This is a genomic window from Actinomadura physcomitrii, from assembly GCF_008923205.2.
Classification (GTDB): Bacteria; Actinomycetota; Actinomycetes; order Streptosporangiales; family Streptosporangiaceae; genus Spirillospora; species Spirillospora physcomitrii.
Genome location: NZ_WBMS02000035.1, coordinates 33,808 through 48,473, shown reverse-complemented (window position 1 = coordinate 48,473; position 14,666 = coordinate 33,808). Strand labels below are relative to the sequence as shown.

11 protein-coding genes and 1 tRNA gene are annotated in these 14,666 nt (G+C 72.9%); 9 read left to right on the top strand and 3 right to left on the bottom strand.

The window, feature by feature from the left end:
* Positions 1-23 precede the first annotated feature (23 nt).
* Positions 24-1,625: an acyl-CoA synthetase gene (locus tag F8568_RS33670; protein WP_328601141.1), complete on the top strand. Its 1,602-nt coding sequence runs from the start codon at positions 24-26 to the stop codon at positions 1,623-1,625.
* Here F8568_RS33670 and F8568_RS33665 read toward each other — a convergent pair whose 3' ends face one another.
* On the bottom strand, positions 1,626-2,720 hold the full coding sequence (locus F8568_RS33665; RefSeq protein WP_151597738.1) for a PucR family transcriptional regulator: 1,095 nt from the start codon (positions 2,718-2,720) through the stop codon (positions 1,626-1,628).
* Positions 2,721-2,821: 101 nt separating this feature from the next.
* Between F8568_RS33665 and F8568_RS33660 the strand changes: the two genes are divergently transcribed.
* From F8568_RS33660 to F8568_RS33650, 3 genes are all read left to right on the top strand, one after another.
* Positions 2,822-3,736, top strand: coding sequence for a proline dehydrogenase family protein (locus F8568_RS33660; RefSeq protein ID WP_151597737.1), 915 nt, complete (start codon positions 2,822-2,824; stop codon positions 3,734-3,736).
* A gap of 16 nt (positions 3,737-3,752) precedes the next feature.
* Positions 3,753-5,384, top strand: a complete 1,632-nt coding sequence (pruA, locus tag F8568_RS33655) for an L-glutamate gamma-semialdehyde dehydrogenase (RefSeq protein WP_151597736.1) — start codon at positions 3,753-3,755, stop codon at positions 5,382-5,384.
* A gap of 87 nt (positions 5,385-5,471) precedes the next feature.
* A complete protein-coding gene (locus F8568_RS33650) occupies positions 5,472-6,929 on the top strand; it encodes a serine/threonine-protein kinase (protein ID WP_151597735.1) in 1,458 nt (485 codons plus the stop codon).
* Positions 6,930-6,932: 3 nt separating this feature from the next.
* Here F8568_RS33650 and F8568_RS33645 read toward each other — a convergent pair whose 3' ends face one another.
* Complete coding sequence (locus F8568_RS33645; protein ID WP_151597734.1) at positions 6,933-8,135, bottom strand: cytochrome P450; 1,203 nt, start codon at positions 8,133-8,135, stop codon at positions 6,933-6,935.
* A 62-nt stretch (positions 8,136-8,197) separates the two neighbouring features.
* On the opposite strand from F8568_RS33645, the gene F8568_RS33640 reads away from it, so the two are divergent.
* Complete coding sequence (locus F8568_RS33640; RefSeq protein WP_151597733.1) at positions 8,198-8,878, top strand: TetR/AcrR family transcriptional regulator; 681 nt, start codon at positions 8,198-8,200, stop codon at positions 8,876-8,878.
* Positions 8,879-8,887: 9 nt separating this feature from the next.
* Positions 8,888-8,961 (top strand) — tRNA-Met (locus F8568_RS33635).
* A gap of 58 nt (positions 8,962-9,019) precedes the next feature.
* Here the strand turns inward: F8568_RS33635 and F8568_RS33630 are convergent.
* Positions 9,020-9,277 (bottom strand): alpha/beta fold hydrolase, encoded by a 258-nt coding sequence (locus F8568_RS33630; RefSeq protein ID WP_151597732.1) that lies wholly within the window; start codon positions 9,275-9,277, stop codon positions 9,020-9,022.
* 90 nt (positions 9,278-9,367) lie between these two features.
* On the opposite strand from F8568_RS33630, the gene F8568_RS33625 reads away from it, so the two are divergent.
* The 3 genes from F8568_RS33625 to F8568_RS33615 all read left to right on the top strand — a co-directional run bounded on the left by F8568_RS33625 (position 9,368) and on the right by F8568_RS33615 (position 14,601).
* A complete protein-coding gene (locus F8568_RS33625) occupies positions 9,368-9,742 on the top strand; it encodes a DUF3054 domain-containing protein (protein WP_151597731.1) in 375 nt (124 codons plus the stop codon).
* 130 nt (positions 9,743-9,872) lie between these two features.
* Complete coding sequence (locus tag F8568_RS33620; RefSeq protein ID WP_151597730.1) at positions 9,873-11,522, top strand: AMP-binding protein; 1,650 nt, start codon at positions 9,873-9,875, stop codon at positions 11,520-11,522.
* A 106-nt stretch (positions 11,523-11,628) separates the two neighbouring features.
* Positions 11,629-14,601 carry an AMP-binding protein gene (locus F8568_RS33615; RefSeq protein ID WP_151597729.1) on the top strand — a complete coding sequence of 991 codons (2,973 nt, stop codon included), beginning with the start codon at positions 11,629-11,631 and terminating at the stop codon, positions 14,599-14,601.
* The last annotated feature ends 65 nt before the right edge of the window (positions 14,602-14,666 follow it).

The following is a 14,666-nucleotide window of genomic DNA, read 5'->3' as shown; positions in this document are numbered from 1 at the left end:
GGGAGTGATCGGTCCGGTTCGGTATGATTTCGGTCACTGACCAGCGGAAAGTGTGGTGTTCGATGTCCTCGGCGGTGGCGCGTGCCCGGCAGCACTCTTACGGCGACCTGTTGCACCGGACGGCTCGGCGGTATCCGGGGAAGCTCGCGGTGGTGAGCGGTGACCTGCGGGTCACGTACGCGGAGTTCGACGCGGCTGTGAACCGGGCGGCGAACGCGCTGGCGGGGCGGGGGCTGAGCAAGGGGGACCGGCTCGCCCTGCTGTCGCACAACTGCTTCCAGTACGCGGTGCTGGCGTTCGCGACGGCGAAGCTGGGCGTGGTGCTGGTGCCGGTCAACTTCATGCTGGGCGCCGACGAGATCGGCTACATCCTCGGGCATTCGGGTGCTTGCGGGATCGTGGCCGAGGGCGCGCTGGTGCCCGTGGCGGAGAAGGCGCTCGCGGCGGCCGGTGTCGAGGGCGGGGTGCGGGCGCGGATCGGGGACGGCCCTGCGGGGTGGGAGGACGTCGACGGCTGGTGGCGGGACGGGTCAGCCGCGGCGCCCGACGTGCTGGTGGGGGACGACGACCCGCTGCGGCTGATGTACACGTCGGGGACGGAGTCGCGGCCCAAGGGCGTGATGCTGACCAGCCGGTCGCTGATCAGCCAGTACGTGAGCTGCATCGTCGACGGGGAGATGGCCGCCGACGACGTCGAGGTGCACGCGCTGCCGCTCTACCACTGCGCGCAGCTTGATTGCTTTTTCTCCGTCGATGTCTATCTGGGGGCGACCAGCGTCATCCTGCCGGGGCCCGATCCGGCGCTGCTTTTGGAGACGATCGAGCGGGAGAAGGTCACCAAGCTGTTCTGCCCCCCGACGGTGTGGATCTCGCTGCTGCGGCATCCCGATTTCGAGACGCGGGATCTTTCGAGCCTGCGGAAGGGGTACTACGGGGCGTCCGCGATGCCGGTGGAGGTGCTGCGGGAACTGCTGCGGCGGCTGCCGGACGTGCGGCTGTGGAACTTCTACGGGCAGACGGAGATGGCGCCGCTCGCGACGATCCTGCGTCCGGACGAGCAACTGGAGCGAGCCGGCAGCGCGGGGCGGGCGGCCATCAACGTGGAGACGATCCTCGTCGACGACCTCGGGAATCCCGTGGCGGCGGGGGAGGTCGGCGAGATCGTCCACCGGAGCCCGCACGCGGCCCTGGGGTACTACAACGACGAGGCCAAGACCGAGGAGGCGTTCCGGGGCGGGTGGTTCCACTCGGGGGACCTCGGGGTCATGACCGAGGACGGCTACCTGTCGGTGGTCGACCGGAAGAAGGACATGATCAAGACGGGCGGGGAGAACGTCGCCAGCCGCGAGGTCGAGGAGGCGATCTACGAGCTGGACGGGGTCGCCGAGGTCGCGGTGTTCGGGATCGCGCATCCGCGGTGGATCGAGGCCGTCACGGCGGTGGTGGTGCCCAGGCCGGGGGCCGCGCTGAGCGTCGACGATGTGCACGCGCACGTGCGGGAGCGGCTCGCGGGGTACAAGCGGCCGAAGTACGTGGTGCTGGCGGAGTCCCTGCCGAAGAACCCCAGCGGCAAGATCCTCAAACGCGAGCTGCGGAGCATGCACGCCGGGCTGGCGGAGTCCTGATCAGTCGTCCTGCTGGAGGTGCGGGGCGAGGGTGAGGGCCAGGTGGAGGGTCAGGCGGTCCTGACCGTCGGCGAGGGTCAGGGCCGTCAGTTCCTCGATGCGGCGGAGGCGGTGGTAGAGGGTCTGGCGGTGGATGTTCAGGGTTCGAGCTGTTCTCTGGACGTTGCCCGCCAGGTCCAGGTAGGTGCGGGCGGTGAGGGCCAGGTCGGGGTAGTTGAGGAGGGCCTCGGTGCCCGGAGTCCGGGTGGTCTGGGTGAGCGCCTCGTCGCCCGCGGCGCGCAGGAGGCGCAGGACGCCTAGGGACGTCCAGTCGCGGGTCTCGCCGGGGGCGGCGGTGCGGGCGGCGACGCGGGCGCGCAGCCAGCCCTCGTGGACGGTCTCCAGGGTGGGGCAGGGGGAGAAGAAGCCCGCGTGGACGGGTGGGGTGCGCTCCTCCAGGAGGCGGCGGGCCCGGTCGACGACGGTGTGCGGGGACGCCGACGCCGGGATCACCAGGACGTGGTCGCGCTGCCAGAGCGTGGTGAGGACGGAGTGGGGGAGCAGCCACGGGTTGAGCGGGTCGCTGCTCGGGCCGCGCAGGACGGCGACGGCGAGCGGCGGGTCGGGGACGCCGGCCTCGGCGAGCTCGTTGGCGGCCTGCGCGCGGACGTCCGGCTGGGCCGACAGGAGGTCGGCGACCTTCCAGCCGAGGTCGTCGCGCTCGCGGGCCTGGCGGGCCATGAGGAGGCCGGCGCGCTCGCAGAGCGGCATGGCGCGGGAGGCGTCGGTGATGCGCTCCTGGTCGTCGAGCAGCCAGAGGTAGCCGTAGGTGACGTTGCTCCAGCGGACGGGCAGGCAGAGCCGGCCGAGCTGGCCGAGGGAGTGGTCGGCGGGGATGCGGACGGGCCCGGTGGCGCGGGCGATGCCGTAGGACTCGAACCGGGTGCGGACGGCCTCGGTCGCGCGGCGGTGCAGGATCGAGTCCATCCGGACGGGGTCGATCGTGTCGCCGTGCGCGGCGTAGGCGACGAGGTGGAAGTCGCGGTCCTCCAGGGTCGCGGGGGCGCCGAGAAGGTCGGCGGCGAGTTCCACGATCTCTTGCAGATCAGGAGCCATAGGACATTTGTATGAAGATGCTGCTGATTGAAAGTGGCATTTGACTATACGCGGTGCGGGGGCCGGGTTCCTACCGTCGAGGTGTCGATAGGAGGCCCCTGATGCTCGGTCCCGTTCTCCTCGCCGCCGCGCGCAGTGAGCGCGTGCGCGGCCTCGTGACCTCCCTGCCGCTGACGCGGCGTGTCGTCGACCGGTTCGTCGCCGGGGAGGATCTGGACGCCGCCGTCCGGGCGGTCAGGGGGCTGACCGGGGACGGGCTGCGCGTCACGCTCGATCATCTGGGCGAGTACACGCGCGAGCGGGCGCAGGCGGAGGCGACCCGGGACGCCTACCTGGCGATGTTCGAGGTCTTCGCCGGGGGCGGGCTGGCGGAGGGCGCGGACGCGTCGGTGAAGCTGTCCGCGCTCGGGCAGGCGCTGCCCGGTGATCTCGCGCTCGACCATGCCCGGGAGATCTGCGCGGCGGCGGAACGGGTCGGCATGACCGTCACGCTGGACATGGAGGACCACACGACCGTGGACTCCACGCTGGAGATCCTCGGCAAGCTGCGCGCCGACTTCCCGCGGACCGGGGTGGCGATCCAGGCGATGCTGCGCCGGACCGAGGGCGACCTGCGGGACCTGGCGCACGAGGGCTCGCGGGTCCGGCTCGTCAAGGGCGCCTACGCGGAGCCGGCGTCGGTCGCGTTCGAGAGCAGGGCCGAGGTCGACCGGGCCTATGTGCGCGGGCTCCGGGTGCTCATGGCGGGCGACGGGTACCCGATGGTCGGCAGCCACGATCCGCGGATCATCGACATCGCGCGGACGCTCGCCGTCGTCAACGAGCGGCCGGCCGATTCGTACGAGTTCCAGATGCTCTACGGCATTCGGGCCGGTGAGCAGCGGCGGCTCGCGCGGGACCACCGGATGCGGGTCTACGTGCCGTACGGGAGCGACTGGTACGGCTACTTCATGCGCCGCCTGGCCGAGCGTCCCGCCAACCTCGTGTTCTTCCTTCGTTCTTTCGTCTCTCGCTGATGAGGAGGCCCCCTTCATGGACGCCGTGACCACCGTTCCGACGCCCGCCAACGAGCCGGTGCGCGGGTACGCGCCCGGCAGCGCCGAGCGGGCCCGGCTGGAGGCGAGGCTCGCCGAGCTGACCGCCGAGGCCCCGATCGACCTGCCCATGACGATCGGCGGCGAGCGGCGGCTCGGCGCCGGCGCGAAGGTCGCCGTGGTGCAGCCGCACAAGCACGCGTCGGTGCTCGGGACGTTCGGGACCGCGACGGCGGACGACGCCCGCGACGCGATCGCCGCCGCGCTGGAGGCCGCGCCGAAATGGCGGGCGCTGCCGTTCGACGAGCGCGCCGCGGTCTTCCTGCGCGCCGCCGACCTGCTCGCCGGACCGTGGCGGGAGACGATCCTCGCCGCGACGATGCTCGGGCAGTCCAAGACCGTCCAGCAGGCGGAGATCGACAGCCCGTGCGAGCTGGTCGACTTCTGGCGGTTCAACGTGAGCTACGCGCGGCGGCTGCTCGCCGAGCAGCCGATCAGCAGTCCGGGCGTGTGGAACCGGTCGGACCTGCGGCCGCTGGAGGGGTTCGTCTACGCGATCACCCCGTTCAACTTCACCGCGATCGCCGCGAACCTGCCGACCGCGCCCGCGCTGATGGGCAACGTCGTGGTGTGGAAGCCGTCGCCGACGCAGACGTACGCGGCGGTGCTGACCATGCGGCTGCTGGAGGAGGCGGGGCTCCCGCCGGGCGTCATCAACCTCGTGACGGGCGACGGCCTCGCGGTCTCCGAGGTCGCGCTGGCCCACCCGGAGCTCGCCGGGATCCACTTCACCGGGTCGACGGCGACGTTCCAGCACCTGTGGAAGACGGTCGGCACCAACATCGAGAAGTTCCGGAGCTACCCGCGGCTCGTGGGGGAGACCGGCGGCAAGGACTTCGTGGTCGCCCACCCGTCCGCCGACCCGGACGTGCTGAAGACCGTCCTGGTGCGCGGCGCGTTCGAGTACCAGGGGCAGAAGTGCTCCGCCGCGTCCCGCGCCTACATCCCGCGCTCCATCTGGGAGAACGGGTTCAAGGAGCGGTTCGCGGACGAGGTCGAGGGCCTGACCATGGGCGACGTGTCCGACCTGTCGAACTTCATGGGCGCGGTGATCGACGAGCGGGCGTTCGCCAAGAGCAGGGCCGCGATCGACCGGGCGAAGCAGGACCCGTCGGTCGAGATCGTCGCCGGGGGCTCCTACGACGACTCGGTCGGGTACTTCGTCCGGCCGACCGTGCTGGTGTCCGGCGACCCGGAGAACGAGATCTTCACGACCGAGTACTTCGGGCCGATCCTCGGCGTCCACGTCTACGACGACGACCGGTACGAGGAGATGCTCGCGCAGATGGAGTCGGTCGCCGACTACGCGCTGACCGGCGCCGTCATCGCGACGGACCGGGCCGCGATCGCGCACGCCGCCGAGGTGCTGCGGTACGCGGCAGGGAACTTCTACGTCAACGACAAGCCGACCGGCGCCGTCGTCGGGCAGCAGCCGTTCGGCGGGGCGCGCGCGTCCGGCACCAACGACAAGGCCGGCTCGGTGTTCAACCTGCTGCGCTGGACGTCCCCGCGCTCGATCAAGGAGACGTTCGTCCCGCCGACCGACCACCGGTACCCGCACATGGGCTGACGCCCATCTGGGCTCAATCAAATGGACAATGCCGTTCGTCTGAACGCATAATCGGATCGTGAGCGCGAAGGCCGCCGGGAGGCGGGCATGACGGACGGGCCGCGGCTCGCCGCCGGAACCGAACTCGGCGGCCGGTACCGGCTGGAGGGCCTGATCGGCCGCGGCGGCATGGGCGAGGTCTGGCGCGCCGTCGACACCAGGTTGCGCCGCCCGGTCGCCGTGAAGGCGCTGCCCGCCGAGCTGGCGGACGTGCCCGGCGCGATGGAGCGGTTCGAGCGTGAGGCGGAGGCCACCGCCGCGCTCCAGCACCCCGGCATCATGGTCGTGTTCGACGTCGGCCGCACCGAGGACGGCCTGGCGTACCTGGTGATGGAGCTCCTCGAAGGGGAGGACCTCCGGACCGTCATGCGCCGCCGCCCGGGCGGGCTCCCGATCGCCGAGGCCGCCGGCCTCGCCGTCCAGATCGCCGACGCCCTCGCCGCCGCGCACTCGCGCGGCATCGTGCACCGCGACATCAAGCCCGCGAACCTGTTCGTGCTCGCCGACGGGCGCCTCAAGCTGTGCGACTTCGGCATCGCCGGCCTCGCGGACGCCGCGACGCGGCTCACCCAGGACGGCGGGTCCGTCGGCACCCCGCTCTACATGGCCCCGGAGCAGTACCGGGGGGAGGCCGCCGACTTCCGGTCCGACCTGTACGCGTTCGGGTGCGTCCTGCACGAGATGCTCACCGGCGGGCCTCCCTTCCGCTCCGGCTCCGGCATGCCCGGCCTGATGTACGCGCACCTGAACGAGCCGCCGCCGCGGGTGAGCGCCGTCCGCGCGGACGTGCCGCCGTACCTCGAACGCCTCGTCCTCGACCTCCTCGCGAAGGACGTGGACCGGCGACCCGCGAGCGCCGCCGCCGTCGCGTCCTTCCTCCGGACGGAGGGGCGATGGACGGCGGTACCGCCGTCGGTCGCGCCGCCTCCGGCCAGGCTGTCGTCGCCGGGGCTTCCCGGCCCGGCGACGCACCCCGGCACGGTCGTCCTCACCGGGCCGCTCCCCGCCGGCAGGCAGGCACCTCGGCTGCTGATCGCGGCGGGCGCGGGGGTCGCCGCCCTCGTGGCCGCCGGCGCCCTCGCGGTCATCGTCCTGCCGTCCGGCGGTGGGACGGGCGCCGAGCGCGAGCCCGCCGATCCGGCCGTTCCGGCCGCGACCACGTCGTCGGTCCCGGCGACGCCGTCCACGCCCGCCGTCCACAAGATCGTCTACAAGGTGACCGGCAGCGTGTCGCCCCTGTCGGTCATGGTCATGCCGCCGGACGGCGGCATGACCAACCAGACGGTCAAGCCGCCGTGGACCGCGACGTACAAGGCGTCGCGGTTCACGTTCCTGAGCGTCGGCGGGAACACCGGGATCAAGTCCGGGACCATCCACTGCAGCATCACCCTGGACGGCAAGGTCATCCAGGAGCGGTCCGCCGAGGGGCAGTTCGCCAGCGTCAACTGCATGCACCAGCCGACCTTCTACGGCGGCGGGTACGGGACGGTTCCGTCCATGGGCTGAGCCCTACCCGATGCCCGTCGCCGGGAGGCCGATCCAGCCGCGGGTGAACGGGGACGCGATGCGCTGGGCGTTCGCCAGGTCCACCCCCGCATGGGGATGCGCCCGGAGCAGCTCCTCCAGCGCGACGCGCGCCTGGAGCTTCGCCAGGTGCGAGCCGATGCAGAAGTGGACGCCGCTGGAGAAGCCCAGGTGGCGCGGGATCTCCCGGGTGACGTCCAGTTCGCCGGCGGACGCGCCGAACTCCCGCTCGTCCCGGTTCGCGGACCCGAACAGCATCATCACCTTCTGCCCCGCGGGAATCTCGGTGCCGCGGACCGCGACCGGCCGCGTCGTCGTCCGGCCGAGCGCCTGCACGGACGCCTCCAGCCGCAGGAACTCCAGCAGCGCGTTCGGGATCAGCGAGAAGTCGGACGCGAGCCGCTCGCGCTGCGCGTGGTCGGTGTCCAGCAGCATGACGCCGTGCGAGATCAGGTTCGCGGTCGTGTCGTTGCCGCCCGCGACCATCACGAAGCAGAACCCGAGGATGTCCCAGTCGGTCAGGCGCTCCCCGTCGACCTCGGCCACCGTCAGCGCGCTGATCAGATCGTCGGACGGGTCGTCCCGGCGGGCCTGGATCACGCCGGTGAAGTACTCGAACATCTCCCCGACGGCGGCGACCGCGTCGTCCTTGAGCGCCTTCAGGTCGAACCCGTCGTCCTGCAGCGTCGTCAGCGCCCGCACCCACGGGGTGAACCGCGCCCGGTCCGCCTCCGGGACGCCGAGCAGGTGCGCCAGCGCGAACGTCGGCAGCGGCGCGGAGAAGTCGGCGTGCAGGTCCGGGGTCTCCCCGTCGGCGGCCTTGCGCTCCATCCGCGCGATGTTCTCCCGGACGAACCCGCGCAGCATGTCCTCCAGCCCCGCGATCCGGCGCGGAGTGAACCCGTGGCTCACCAGGCGGCGCAGGACGGTGTGGCGCGGCGGATCCAGCATCACGATCGTCGGCGCGAGGCCCAGCGTGCCGATCTCGTCCGGGTAGAACGTCAGGCCCTGCGCGGACGAGAACGTCTCCGCGTCGCGCGTCGCCGCCCAGATGTCCTCGAACCGCGACAGCGCCCAGAACGGCGGGTCGTCATGGTGGTGGACGGGGTCCTCGTCGCGCAGCCGCCGGTACGCGGGATACGGGTCGGCCTGGAACGCGGGATCGAACGGGTCGTAGACGTCCGCCATGGCGCGGCCCTCCCGGTGTTATAACGAGCACCGTTATTAACGTCTCCTGTTAGTATCACCGCGTGCCGAGAGACGCAAGCGCCACCCGAGACCGCCTCATCCGCGCCGGCGCCCGCCTCTTCGCCGCCGAAGGCATCGACGCCGCCCGCACCCGCGACATCGTCGCCCTCGCCGGCCAGGGCAACGACTCCGCCATCACCTACCACTTCGGCTCCCGCGCCGGCCTCCTCGACGCCATCCTCCGCGCCGGCGTCCAGCGCATGGAACCCGCCCGCGCCGCCACCCTCCCCGCCCTCGACCCCGCCGACCTGCACGGCATCGTCCACGCCATCGTCGAACCCACCGCCGCCGAACTCCGCACACCCGAAGGCCGCGACTTCCTCCGCATCACCGCCCAGCTCGCCGGCCGCGCCGGCATCCGCGGCCACCGCGTCCCGCCCGTCATCGCCGGCACCGCCCTCACCCGCCAGCTCGACCTCCTCCAGACCGCCTGCCGCGCCCGCCTCCCCGAACCCCGCGCCCTCGAACGCATCGCCGTCGCCATCGCCTTCCTCACCGCCGCCCTCGCCGACCGCACCGGCCGCATCGAACCCGGCCACCCCGACCCCACCCTCCTCGACCACGACGCCTTCGTCGCCGACCTCACCGCCATGCTCACCGCCGCTCTGCAAGCCCCCGTACACGCCCCCGCAACACCCCGTCCCCAATCGGTTTGCGCAAGCAACCCCAGCCCCATAGAGTGAAGACATCACCGCGGGGTGGAGCAGCTCGGTAGCTCGCTGGGCTCATAACCCAGAGGTCGCAGGTTCAAATCCTGCCCCCGCTACGGGTCCTAGGGTCCGTGTGGTCGCGCCTTCGGCGCTTCCCCACGGACCCTTCGCCGTTTATCGGGGGGCGACCCCCCCGAGCCCCCCGGGTGTGGGGGCTCCGCCCCCACACCCGCCGTAGGAGTGGGCGACGAGGGTGACGCCGGTGTGGGCGTCCAGGACGTCGCGGATCGCGCGGGCGTCGTCGTGCAGGTCGCCGTGGGCGGGGCCGCAGCTCGGCAGGTCGACCGTGACGGCCGGCCCGTCCAGGCGGGGCGCCACGTCCCGCCAGTACCAGGGGCTGTGCCAGGCTCCGTGCACCAGGACGTAGGTCATGGGCGGTCCTCTCGTCGGCGACGAGATCATCGTAGGACGATCTGCCGGGGCCGTCGCGGGGCTGCTCGAAGGCGGACATAGCCTGGGCGTATGCGAAATGTGGTGGCGGGTGCGCTCGATGTCTGCTGCGTGCTGGTGTTCGTGGGGATCGGGCGGAGCTCGCATGACGAGGCGGGGAGCGTGACGGGGTTCCTCGGCACCGCGTGGCCGTTCCTGGTGGGGGTCGCGGCGGGATGGGCGGTGCTGCGGGCGTGGCGGCGGCGGGCCGACGCGGTGCCGGTGGGGGTCGGTGTCTGGCTGTCGGCGGTCGTGGTGGGGATGGTCCTGCGGGTCGTTGCGGGGCAGGGGATCGCGTTCACGTTCGTGCTGGTCGCGCTCGTTTTCCTGGGGCTGGTGCTGCTCGGGTGGCGGGGGCTCGCGCGGGCCGCGGCGGCCGTCCGGGCTGACAAACCCGAGCGTGTCTAGTTTGTTGGATCTCTCCAAATGACCGGGCGGTCTGTTTGCCGGTCGGGCCGGTTGACGCCGGACGCGGGGTGCTGGTGAAGTTACCCGCGAGTCACGTGGGTGGCCGAGCAAGCATGTAAAAGGGGAGACGATGGCATCTGCGCTGCGGGACTGGCTGGACAAGCCGAACACCGGACGCGGCGTGCACCTGGCGGCCGACGACGGCGGCTGGGACTTCCGCGGCTACGGTGAGCTGGCCTCCGCCGCGCGCCGGACGGCAGGGGCGCTGATCGAGGAGGGCGTCCGCCCGGGCGACGTGGTCTGCCTGATCCTGCCCACGGACTTCACCTGCATCGAGACCTACTTCGGCGTGTGGGCCGCGGGCGCCACCGTCTGCCTGATCACCCCGCCGCTGTTCCAGGACGGCGACGACTACGTCGCGCACGTGGCCGCGATCCTGCGGCAGGCCGAGCCGGTGCTGGTCGCCGCGTCCGCCGACCTCGCGGACTACGCCGGACGGGCGATGGCGCAGGCGGGCCTGCCGGGCGAGCCGTGGCTCCCGCGGCAGGCGGCGGCCGAGGCCGAGGTGCAGCCCGCCGGGGAGCTGGCGCTGCTGCAGTTCACCTCCGGGTCCAGCGGCGCGCCGCGCGGCGTCATGGTCACCTGGGACAACCTGGAGGCCAACAGCGAGCTGATCGCCCGCACGGCCGGCTTCGAGGACGACGACGTCGTCGCGTCATGGCTGCCGCTCTACCACGACATGGGGCTGATCGGCTGCTTCCTCACCCCGATCGCGCGGCAGGGGGCGCTGCGGCTGATGCGCCCCGACCACTTCATCCGCGACCCGGCACGCTGGATCCGCTGCTTCGCCGAGGCGCAGCACACGGCGGCGCCGCCGTTCGCGTACGCCTACTGCGCGCGCCGGGTGAAGCCGGAGCAGCTGGAGGGCCTCGACCTGTCCGGCTGGAAGATGGCGCTGATCGGCGCGGAGCCGATCGACCCGCACTCGCTGGAGGTGTTCGCCGAGCTGCTGGAGCCGTTCGGGTTCTCGCGGACGGCGTTCCGCCCGGCCTACGGGATGGCGGAGACGACCCTGCTCGTCACGATGGACAAGGAACTGCGCGACCCGCTGGCCGTCCGGCCCGACCCGGAGTCGCTGTCGTTCGGGACGCCGGTGCGGATCCTGGAGGAGCACTCGCTCGGGCCGCGGTCGCTCGGCGCGAAGGCCGGCTGGATCGTCGGCTGCGGCACGCCCGAGGAGGACGTGCCGGTCCGGATCGTCGACGACGAGGGCCGCGCGATGCCCGAGGGCGTGCTCGGCGAGATCGTCGTGGGCGGTGCGTCGGCGTGCCCGGGCTACTTCGCGGGCGCCGAGGCCAAGTCGACGCGGTTCGTCGACGGCGAGGTGTACACGGGCGACGCGGGCTTCTTCCACGCGGGCCAGCTGTTCGTGCTGGGGCGGATGGGCGACAGCATCAAGGTGCGCGGCCGGTCCGTCTACGTCGAGGACCTCGAATCCAAGATCGCCGAGGTGAGCGGGCTCGGCAAGGGCCGCATCGTGGTCGTCGGGGTGCCCGGGGCCGGGCAGAAGGGCCTCGCGCTGTTCGCCGAGACCCTGGACGACGCGTGGGTGCCCGAGGTGCGCGAGATGCTGCGCCGCCGGGTCGGCGAGGACGTCGAGGTGACGATCGTCGTCGGCACCGGGCTGATCCAGCGCACGTCCAGCGGCAAGCCGCGCCGCCGGTACATGTGGGAGCGGCTCAAGGACGGGAAGATGGACGGCGCGCGCGTCGTGGCGTGAGCCTGAGCCCGAGGCCCGGCCCGTGAAGTCGGCCTCCGAACGGGGCGTCCAATTGCTAAAGCCGGTGATAACGGACAGCATGGGGTGACGCTCCGAGAGGTCGACGATGCCGTCTGTTGCCGCGACGCTTTTTCGCCTTGGCTCCCGCCTGGGCTCCACCGCCCAGAACGCCCTTGAGGTCGCCCGGTTCGGCGGCCTCGACACCGAGGAGGACGCCTCCCCGTTCGAGGTGGTGACCGAGCAGCGGGTGTACCGGCTGCGGCACTACTTCCCCCGGGCGGCGGACGGGCCGGCGGTGCTGCTCGTCCCGCCGCTGATGATCACCGCTGAGGTGTACGACATCTCCTCGCGGGTCAGCGCCGTCGGGGTGCTGCACGACCTCGGCGTCGACCCGTGGGTGGTCGACTTCGGCGCGCCCGAGCGCGAGCCCGGCGGGCTGGAGCGGACCGTCACCGACCACGTCGTGGCGGTCGGCGACGCGATCGACCGGGTCCGCGCGATCACCGGGCGGGACGTCCACCTCGCCGGGTACTCGCAGGGCGGCATGTTCGTCTACCAGGCGGCGGCGTACCGGCGCAGCGAGGGCGTGGCGTCGATCGTGACGTTCGGCAGCCCGTCCGACACCAGCGTCGGGCTGCCGTTCGGGCTGCCGAGCCGGCTCGCGACGGAGGGCGCCGAGCGGATCCCGGACTGGATGCTCGGCGGGTTCGCGGTGCCGGGCTGGGTGACGCGGCTGGGGTTCCAGCTGCTCAGCCCGGTGAAGTCGGTGCGGTCGCGGGCCGAGTTCATCATGCAGCTGCACGACCGGGAGCGCCTCGCGCCGCGCGAGCGGCAGCGCCGGTTCCTGGAGCGGGAGGGCTGGGTGTCGTGGCCCGGCCCGGCGCTGGCGGAGTTCATCCGGCAGTTCGTCCAGCACAACCGGATGCTGACCGGCGGGTTCGTGATCGGCGACCGGCTCGTCACGCTGGCCGACATCACCTGCCCGGTGCTGACGTTCGTCGGCGAGGTCGACGAGATCGCGGCGCCGCCGATGGTGCGCGGGATCCGCCGGGCCGCGCCGCGCGCCGAGGTCTACGAGGCGTGCCTGCGGGCCGGGCATTTCGGGCTCGTGGTGGGGAGCCTCGCGATCTCCCGGACGTGGCCGGCGGTCGCGGCGTGGGCGCGGTGGCGCGAGGGCGACGGGGACCTGCCCGAGATCGTCGCACCGGTGACCGGGGACGAGGAGGTCCCGCCCGCGTCCCTTCCCGGCGGGCCCGCGGGCTACGGGCTCCAGTTGGCGATGGGCATCGGGAGCAGCGCGGCGCGCTCGGCGCTGCGGACGGCGGCGCGGGCCGTCCAGGGGACGCGGCAGCTGACCGGGGAGGCGGCGCAGAACCTGCCGCGCCTCGCCCGGCTGGAGCGGATCCACTCCGACACGCGCATGTCGATGGGGCTCCTCCTGGACGAGCAGGCCGGGCGCATGCCGGACGAGGTGTTCTTCCTCTACCAGGGCCGGGCGCACACCCATGACGCGGCGAAGCGGCGCATCGACGCGGTCGTGCGAGGGCTGATCCACATCGGCGTCCGGCACGGCGACGCGGTGGGCGTCCTGATGGGGACGCGGCCGTCGGCGCTGGCGCTGGTCGCGGCGCTGAGCCGGCTCGGCGCCGTCGCGGTGCTGCTGCGCCCGGACGGCGACCCGGCGGCGGAGGCCGGGCTGAGCGGGATCACCCGGGTGATCGCCGACCCCGAGCACGCGGCGCGGGCCGCCCGCCTGGACGGGGTCGAGGGCCACGTGCTCGGCGGCGCCGGACGCGGCGAGGGGCCGGGCGGACGCGGGCCGCTGCCCGACATGGAGCTGATCGACCCGGACACCGTGGAGCTGCCGCGCTGGTACCGGCCGAACCCGGGACGCGCCGGCGACCTCGCGTTCGTGATCTTCAGCGGGGACGGCGGGCAGCTGCGCGCGAACCGGATCACCAACCGGCGGTGGGCGCTGTCGGCGTTCGGCACGGCGTCGTCCGCCGCGCTGTCCCCGGCCGACACCGTCTACAGCATCACGCCGCTGCAGCATCCGTCCGCGCTGCTGATGAGCCTCGGCGGCGCCGTCGCGGGCGGCGCGCGGCTCGCGCTCGCCGCCGGCTACGACCCGGCGACGTTCTGGGACGAGGCGCGCCGCTACGGGGTGACCGTCGCGTCCTACACCTGGACGCTGCTGCGCGACCTGGTGAACGCGCCGCCGAACCCGGCGGAGCGCTACCACGCGGTGCGGCTGTTCATCGGGTCGGGGATGCCGCGGAACCTGTGGCGGCGGGTCGAGGACCGGTTCGCGCCCGCGCGGGTGCTGGAGTTCTACGCCTCGACCGAGGGCGAGGCGGTGCTGGTCAACCTGAGCGGCAAGAAGCCCGGCTCGCTCGGCCGCCCGCTGCCCGGCAGCGCCGAGGTGCGGCTGGCCCGCTACGACCTGGAGAGCGGACGCCTCGTGCAGGGCCCGGACGGCCTCGGGGCCGAGTGCGAACCCGGCGAGATCGGGATGCTGCTGGCGCGGGTGCGGCCGCCGGCGCTCGGGTCGGCGGCGCGTCCGGTGCGCGGGGTGTTCCGTCCCGAGGACGCGTGGACGATCACCGGCGACCTGTTCCGGCGCGACGCCGACGGCGACTTCTGGCCGGTCGGGCGGGACGCGGAGCTGATCCGCACGGCGGAGGGGATCGTCCCGCCGGGGCCGATCCGCGACGCGCTCGGCGACCTGCCCTACATCGACGTCGTCGCGGTCTACGGCGTCCCGGTCGGCGGCACCGAGCTCGCCGCCGCGGCCGTCAGCCTGCGCGGGACGGCGGAGCTGAAGCCGGTGGACCTGTCGGAGGCGCTGCTGCGGGTCGAGCCGGGGCTGCGGCCGTCGATCGTCCGGGTGGTGGACGAGGTGCCCGTCACGGCGGGGCGGCGGCTGCGGACGGCGCCGCTGCGCGCCGAGGGCCTTCCGGCGGCGGACGGGCGGACGTACTACCGGGACCGGGCGGGCGCGTACCGGCCGCTGACGGAGGCGGCGCGGCGGCGGCTGCTGCGCGCGCCCGCGTCCGGCGGTGTGACTCACCTTCCGTAAGTCTGGACTTACGGGCATCCCGTGCGTTACAACAAAGCAACAGAAACCGCACTTTTGTTGCACGC